Source organism: Streptomyces sp. DI166, assembly GCF_900091315.1.
Taxonomy (GTDB): domain Bacteria; phylum Actinomycetota; class Actinomycetes; order Streptomycetales; family Streptomycetaceae; genus Streptomyces; species Streptomyces fuscus.
In genome coordinates this window covers 1-6,298 of record NZ_FLSP01000188.1, presented here as the reverse complement: position 1 = coordinate 6,298, position 6,298 = coordinate 1, and the positions used below count along the sequence as shown (strand labels likewise).

Annotated in this window: 8 protein-coding genes and 1 pseudogene; 2 read left to right on the top strand and 7 right to left on the bottom strand. The window is 71.2% G+C overall.

Going from position 1 to position 6,298, the window contains the following annotated elements; genetic code table 11:
- Positions 1-640 (bottom strand): TerD family protein (locus GA0115233_RS39360; protein ID WP_141689649.1); only part of this gene is annotated, 640 nt, incomplete at its 3' end.
- Between the two features lie 131 nt (positions 641-771).
- On the bottom strand, positions 772-1,368 hold the full coding sequence (locus GA0115233_RS39355; protein WP_093725532.1) for a M48 metallopeptidase family protein: 597 nt from the start codon (positions 1,366-1,368) through the stop codon (positions 772-774).
- Positions 1,369-1,603: 235 nt separating this feature from the next.
- Here GA0115233_RS39355 and GA0115233_RS39350 point away from each other — a divergent pair.
- Positions 1,604-2,823: pseudogene (locus tag GA0115233_RS39350) on the top strand (TOMM precursor leader peptide-binding protein).
- Entirely contained in the window at positions 2,816-4,183 is a 1,368-nt protein-coding gene (locus tag GA0115233_RS39345) for an ABC1 kinase family protein (RefSeq protein ID WP_093725530.1), read from the top strand. The pseudogene GA0115233_RS39350 and the gene GA0115233_RS39345 overlap by 8 nt, the downstream one beginning before the upstream one ends.
- Before the next feature lie 30 nt (positions 4,184-4,213).
- Here the strand turns inward: GA0115233_RS39345 and GA0115233_RS39340 are convergent, their stop codons facing one another.
- The 5 genes from GA0115233_RS39340 to GA0115233_RS39320 all read right to left on the bottom strand — a co-directional run.
- A complete protein-coding gene (locus GA0115233_RS39340; protein WP_093725528.1) occupies positions 4,214-4,420 on the bottom strand; it encodes a hypothetical protein in 207 nt (68 codons plus the stop codon).
- A 134-nt stretch (positions 4,421-4,554) separates the two neighbouring features.
- Positions 4,555-4,878, bottom strand: coding sequence for a hypothetical protein (locus GA0115233_RS39335; protein WP_093725526.1), 324 nt, complete (start codon positions 4,876-4,878; stop codon positions 4,555-4,557).
- Positions 4,875-5,243: a WhiB family transcriptional regulator gene (locus tag GA0115233_RS39330; protein WP_005480495.1), complete on the bottom strand. Its 369-nt coding sequence runs from the start codon at positions 5,241-5,243 to the stop codon at positions 4,875-4,877. The genes GA0115233_RS39335 and GA0115233_RS39330 overlap by 4 nt, the downstream gene beginning before the upstream one ends.
- 173 nt (positions 5,244-5,416) lie before the next feature.
- Positions 5,417-5,746, bottom strand: a complete 330-nt coding sequence (locus GA0115233_RS39325) for a hypothetical protein (protein WP_176712109.1) — start codon at positions 5,744-5,746, stop codon at positions 5,417-5,419.
- 162 nt (positions 5,747-5,908) lie between these two features.
- On the bottom strand, positions 5,909-6,298 hold a 390-nt coding region (locus GA0115233_RS39320), incomplete at its 5' end, for an HRDC domain-containing protein (RefSeq protein ID WP_176712108.1).

Here is a 6,298-nt window from a genome sequence, read left to right as displayed (position 1 = left end):
GCGCCGCAGGCGGGGTGCCGAACGCGGGCGGCGCGGTGGCCTGGGCGGGGGGCGCGAAGCTGGGTGCGGCGCCGGACTGCGGCTGCTGCGGGGCGGCGGCGGGGGTCTCCTCCTCCAGCACCTCGCCGCCGAAGTTCCTCAGCAGCGCTTCCAGTCCGCCGTCGAAGCCCTGGCCGACGGCGGCGAACCGCCAGACGTCCTTCAGGTAGAAGTCGCCGAGCATGACGGCGCGCTCGGTGGTGAACTCCGTGCCGCTGAACGCGTACCGGGCGACTTCCTCGCCACCGGCCACGATGCGGATGTACCCGGGGCCGATCTGCGACATCTGTCCGGCGCCGTCGAGGGTCGCGGTGAACGACAGCTTCTGGATCTGCGGCGGGATCCGGTCCAGGGTGACCCGGAAGGACTCCGTGTCACCGGCCTGGGCGCCCAGGAGCTGGATGGACTCCTCCGGGGACTTCGGCTGGTTGAAGAAGATGAAGTACCGGTCGTCCGAGAGCCGTTCGTCGGCGTCGAGACCGAAACAGCTGATGTCGAAGGTCAGTCCCGGGCCGGAGATCTGCACACCTACGTACAGATCCGTGCCCGCGGTGAGGTCACTGATCCTGGCCTTGTGGCCGCGTTGGAATTCCCTGGCCATGCGTAACGACCGTCCCCCATCCCGAAGTGAGTGCGTCGCGTCAGGCTAACGGCAAACTCCGACACCCGACGAAGTCGGTACACAGCCGGTACGAAACCGGCGCACCGCGGTACCTCAAGGTCGGGGCGCGGTCACTCTCCGCGTGCGCCGGGCAGGTGCGGCAGCCGGTCGGCGGCCACCACGCCCTCCAGATAGCCCCGGGCGCGCTCGGTACGCGGATAGGCGTCCATGAGCTGCCAGAACCGCGGTCCGTGGCCGGGCACGAGCAGATGCGCCAGTTCGTGCAGCAGGACGTAGTCGACGACGTACTCCGGCATGCCCTGGAGCCGGTGCGACAGGCGGATGCTGCCCTCGGCGGGGGTGCACGAGCCCCAGCGGGTGTTCTGGTTGGTGACCCAGCGCACCGAGTTGGGCCGGGCGCGGCCTTCGAAGTACTGCGCCGAGAGGCGGTCCGCGCGCTCCGCCAGCTCCGCGTCGCCGAGTACCCGCTTGCTCTCCTGGGCGGCCAGCTTGTCCAGCATGACGTTCACCCAGCGCTGTTCCTCCGCCTCGGACATCCGGGCGGGGATGAGGACGACGGTGCGGTCCCCCTCGCGGTACGCGGAGACCGTCCTGCGGCGACGGGCACTTCTGCGCACCTCGATCGCGCTCGTCCCCGAAACGTTCGGAGGCGGGCTCGTCGTGCGTCGCTGTGGCGTTCCGGCGCGGTGCAGTGGGTCGACGGACACGCCCTGACGTTACCCGCTGCACACGGGGGAAGTCCCGACTCCGGTACGGTTCGGCGCCCAGACGCCACCAAGCGTTGGATTTGTACGAAGAATTCCGCAGCCTGTGGACAACTTTCGGCACCGGACCACGCATCCCGGCATGCTGGCTCTCGCCGGTGGACCTCCGCGGCCCCTCGAAGGGGCGGGCGGCACAACCGGCATACGGGGACGAACCTTGACTTACGGGGGCTCTGTCATGCATCCGATGGTGAAGCCCGCGCTGCGGCGCGGCTGGCGTGACCTCAATACCGTGCAGTTCGGCATGACTCCCGCGCACGCGATGACGCTGGGGCCGATGGACACGGCCACGGGCAGCTTCCTCGACCTGCTCAACGGCACCCGGGGACCGGAGCTGCTGCGCGCGGAGGGACGCCGGATGCGGCTGCCCGACGGTCATGTCGACGGGCTGATCACTCGGCTGGCCCGCGCGGGGCTGCTCGACGACGCCCGCGGGGGCGGCACGGCCGGTGCCGAGCTGCGCGGCCGGAAGGAGGTCCTGGACCGGCTGCGCCCGGACCTCGCCTCGCTCTCCCTGACCTCCTCCGAACCGGGCGAGGCCATGCGCCGGCTGGCCGCCCGCCGCTCGCTGCGCGTCCAGGTGCGCGGCGCGGGCCGGGTGGGCGCCGTACTGGCCTCGCTGCTGGCCGGGCGGGCGTGGGCGAGGTCGACGTGCGCGACGGCGGCCGGGTGGAGCCGTGGGACGTGGCACCGGGCGGACTGCCCGCCGAGGCAATCGGCGAGCGCCGGGACGAGGCCGCCCGCCGGGCCGTACGCCGGGCGGCCCCGGCCCGCCCGCCCCGCCGCGGCCCCCGGACGCCTGCCGAGGAGGCGAACCCCGGGCACGCGCTGGTGATCCTCGCCCCGCGCGACGACGTGGCGGTGCACGCCCCGGTCCCCTCCGCCGCCAAGGACCTCGTCGCCTCCGGCACGCCTCATCTGTATGCCGGAGTGGTCGAGGGAACCGGCGTGGTGGGTCCGCTCGTCCTGCCGGGCGAGACGGGTTGCGCGGGCTGTCTGCAGGAGGACCGCGCCGACCGGGATCCGGTCTGGCCCCGGCTGGTCGCCCAGTGGCGTTCGGGCGGCGGCAGACCACGGCCGGTGCCGGCCTGCGACCTGGCGCTGGCCACCACGGTCGCGGGACTGGCGGCGGCACACGCGCTGGCCTTCCTCGACGGACGGTCACCGTCCAGCGCGGGCGCCCGCTGGGAGGTGTCGCTGCCCGGTCTGACCTGGCACGCCCGGCCGGTGTGGGGGCATCCCGCATGCCCCTGCGGGGCCGCGGACAAAGGTAAGGAAGGACACACCACCTCCAAGGACGGAGAGGCGCACGAGACAATGGCGTTGCAACGGCCGTCGAGAACGTCACGCCGTCAGCCAGACGCACGACCGGCTGGGACCTGGAGGGCGCATGTCTGATCTTCCCCGGAAGGCGGTCACCCGGACCGCCAAGCTCGCCGCGCTCCCGCTCGGCTTCGCCGGACGGGCGACCTGGGGACTGGGCAAGCGAATCGTGGGCGAGTCCGCCGAACTCGTCGGCCGGGAGCTGCAGCAGCGCACCGCCGAGCAGCTGTTCAAGGTGCTCGGTGAGCTCAAGGGCGGCGCGATGAAGTTCGGGCAGGCCCTGTCCGTCTTCGAGTCGGCACTGCCCGAGGAGGTGGCCGGCCCCTACCGGGCGGCGCTGACGAAGCTCCAGGAAGCGGCACCGCCGATGCCGACCAGCACGGTGCACTCGGTGCTGGCCGAGCGGCTCGGGGAGGACTGGCGCGAGCTGTTCACCGAGTTCGACGACAAGCCCGCGGCGGCCGCCTCCATCGGTCAGGTGCACCGGGCGGTCTGGCAGGACGGCCGGACGGTCGCGGTCAAGGTCCAGTACCCGGGCGCCGGTGAGGCCCTGCTCTCCGACCTGACCCAACTGAGCCGGTTCGCCCGGCTGTTGGGCCCCCTCGTCCCCGGCATGGACATCAAGCCGCTGATCACCGAGCTGAAGGACCGGGTCTCGGAGGAGCTGGACTACGACCTGGAGGCCCAGGCCCAGCGGGTGCACGCGGAGGAGTTCGCGGACGATCCCGACGTGGTGGTGCCCGAGGTGGTCCACCAGTGCGACCAGGTCCTGATCACCGAGTGGATCGAGGGCATCCCGCTGTCGGAGATCATCACCGACGGCACCGAGGAGCAGCGCGACCGCGCCGGTCAGCTGCTGGCGCGGTTCCTGTTCTCCGGCCCGGCCCGCACCGGACTGCTCCACGCCGACCCGCACCCCGGCAACTTCCGTCTGCTGCCGGGCGGTCCGGACGACGAGGAGGAGTGGAAGCTGGGCGTGCTGGACTTCGGCACGGTCGACCGCCTCCCCGGCGGACTGCCCACCCCGATCGGCGAATCGCTGCGCATGACCCTCGACGGCGACGCCGAGTCCGTCTACGAACTGCTGTGCCGGGAAGGGTTCGTCAAGGAGTCCATAGAGCTGGACCCGGACGCCGTCCTGGACTATCTGCTGCCGATCATCGAACCGGCCCAGGTCGACGCCTTCACCTTCACCCGCGGCTGGATGCGCAGCCAGGCGGGCCGGGTCGCCGACCCCCGCTCCCCCGCCTACCAGCTCGGCAAGCAGCTCAATCTGCCGCCCGCCTATCTGCTGATACACCGGGTGACGCTGAGCACCATCGGTGTGCTGTGCCAGCTGGGGGCCACGGTCCGGCTGCGCGAGGAGCTGGAGGAGTGGCTGCCGGGGTTCGTGCCGGAGGAGGAGACCGCGGAGGAGTCGGCCGCGGAGGCGTGAGGCCCGTCCGGGCCGCCGCATCCGCGCGGTTCACCACCAGGACGAGTCCAGGCGCCCTTCAATGGCTCTGAGGTTCTTCCGGGAGCAGGTGTCGCAGAAGTAGCGGCGCTCGCCGTTCTCCACGGAGCAGGTCCAGGTGGGCTCCGGACCCTCCGCCTCGGCGCCGCAGCCGGCGCACACCAGGGGCTGCTCGGGGACGGAACCGGCGCCGTCACCGCCTCCGGGAAGACTCGTCACCCCGTGACGATAACTCCGCCCCCGGCGCGCCCGCGCACAACGCACCGCGGGGGCCGGTCCGTTCGCACGGACCGGCCCCCGCGGGGAGCTGATGTCCTCCCTGGGCGGGAGGCCGGTACAGCCGACCGGGTCGATTACTGCATGACCGCCATGGCGATCGCGCGGCGGGCGCGCAGCGAAGCACGCTCGGCGCGGCGCTGCATGCGCCGCGCGGTCACCAGGCGCAGGGCCCGGCGTTCCCGCTCGGCGTCGTGCAGGCGCTCGTGCATATGCGCACGGGCCAGCGCTTCTGGGATGAGTTGCATTTCACGGGTCCTGTTCTGGCGCGAGTCGATCACGCCGGTGGTGGTGAAGTCTTCAGGCGTCGCGCCTGCGGGCTCAGTGGTGGACGGCTTCATCGGGGCCTGCTTCTTGGGGTCGTGCGTGAGGGGGCGGTCGATCGTTCCTGCGGTGTTCATGCCGTGACCGGGTTCTTGCGCGGGCGACCACGCGGCCGCTTCCGGGCGACGACAACACCCTGGACGAACAGCTCGCCACCCCAGACGCCCCAGGGCTCACGCCGCTCCTTGGCGCCGGCGAGGCAGGCCTCCATCAGCGGGCAGGTGCGGCAGAGGGACTTGGCGTACTCGACGTCCGCGGGCGACTCGGCGAAGAAGACCTCCGGGTCGTAGGAGCGGCACGGGACGGGTACGCCGAGGTTCTCGATGGCGTCGTCGAGCGCGGTGAGCGCGGTGAGCGGAGTCAAGGTGGAGTCCTCCGTGAGGCCGGGCGGGGGGATCGTTTCGGAAGGCGGTACGGACGGGGCGTGCGCTTCGAGTTGCACGGTTCGTCTTCCTCGTCTGGTCGTTCCGGTCCGGTTGGACCGGGTGGCGGCTGGTACCGGGTTCTTTTCTTGTCCCGAGGCCCCTTCGCTCCGTCGTCCCCGTTCGGGGAAAACAGAAGGGCCGCGGATCCCGGATGGGGTTCCGCGGCCCTGAAGGCGCCGGCCTGATCGAATCAGGCTGGATCACTCCAGGGTTCTGGCCCACGGAAGGCCCACATCTGGTGGTGCTGCGTCGTCTGCTTCCGGAATCCGGCACCGGTCGCCGTAAAGGCATAGGCCTTGGCCTGTGCCACTACTGCCGCTTCCAGTGCCTTGGTCGGTCGCTCGGCCCGCTCGCGGATGGTCAGACCCGCGAGGGACAGGGAGGCAGCCGGACGCTCGGCACGAATGCCGGACAGACCGGTGCCCTTGTTCGAGGCGCCGAGCATGCACAGGGAGGCGACGACCGAGCGATCGGTCATTTTCACGCTGCTGACGATGGAGCTGGTGTTGATGCTGATCACTGGACTCGCCTCCTCTCGGCGTCTCGGGGGACTGGATGAACCAGTCCGACGGGTATGCAAGTACAACACGGAATCGGGGCCTCAGGAAGGCTCCGTTTCCGTGCTTAAGAACCTATGGGGATTGCTGGGGCATGCGCAAACTATTTTTTCGACGAGTTCGTATCAGTCCTCGTCTTCTTCTCCCCCGGGCTCGCGACCTGCGCAGATGGCCAGAACGTCGGCGCCGTAGCGCGTGAGCTTGCGCATCCCGACGCCGGGGATCCGCGCCAGGTCCCGCTCGTCGTCCGGGCCGGTCTCGGCGATCGCCATCAGGGTCCGGTCGGTGAAGACGCAGAACGCCGGCTGTCCGCTGCGCCGCGCCTGCTCCGCGCGCCACTCCCGCAGCCGCTCGTAGAGGCCCTCGTCCATGTCGGAGGGGCAGTCGTCGCAGCGCATCAGCTTCATCTCACCCGGGTCGGTGAGGGTGCGTCCGCAGACCCGGCAGCGGGCGACGGTGCGCTGGGTGCGGCGCGGGGCGGCGACGCCCGGTCTGCTGGTGTGGCCGCGCTCGAC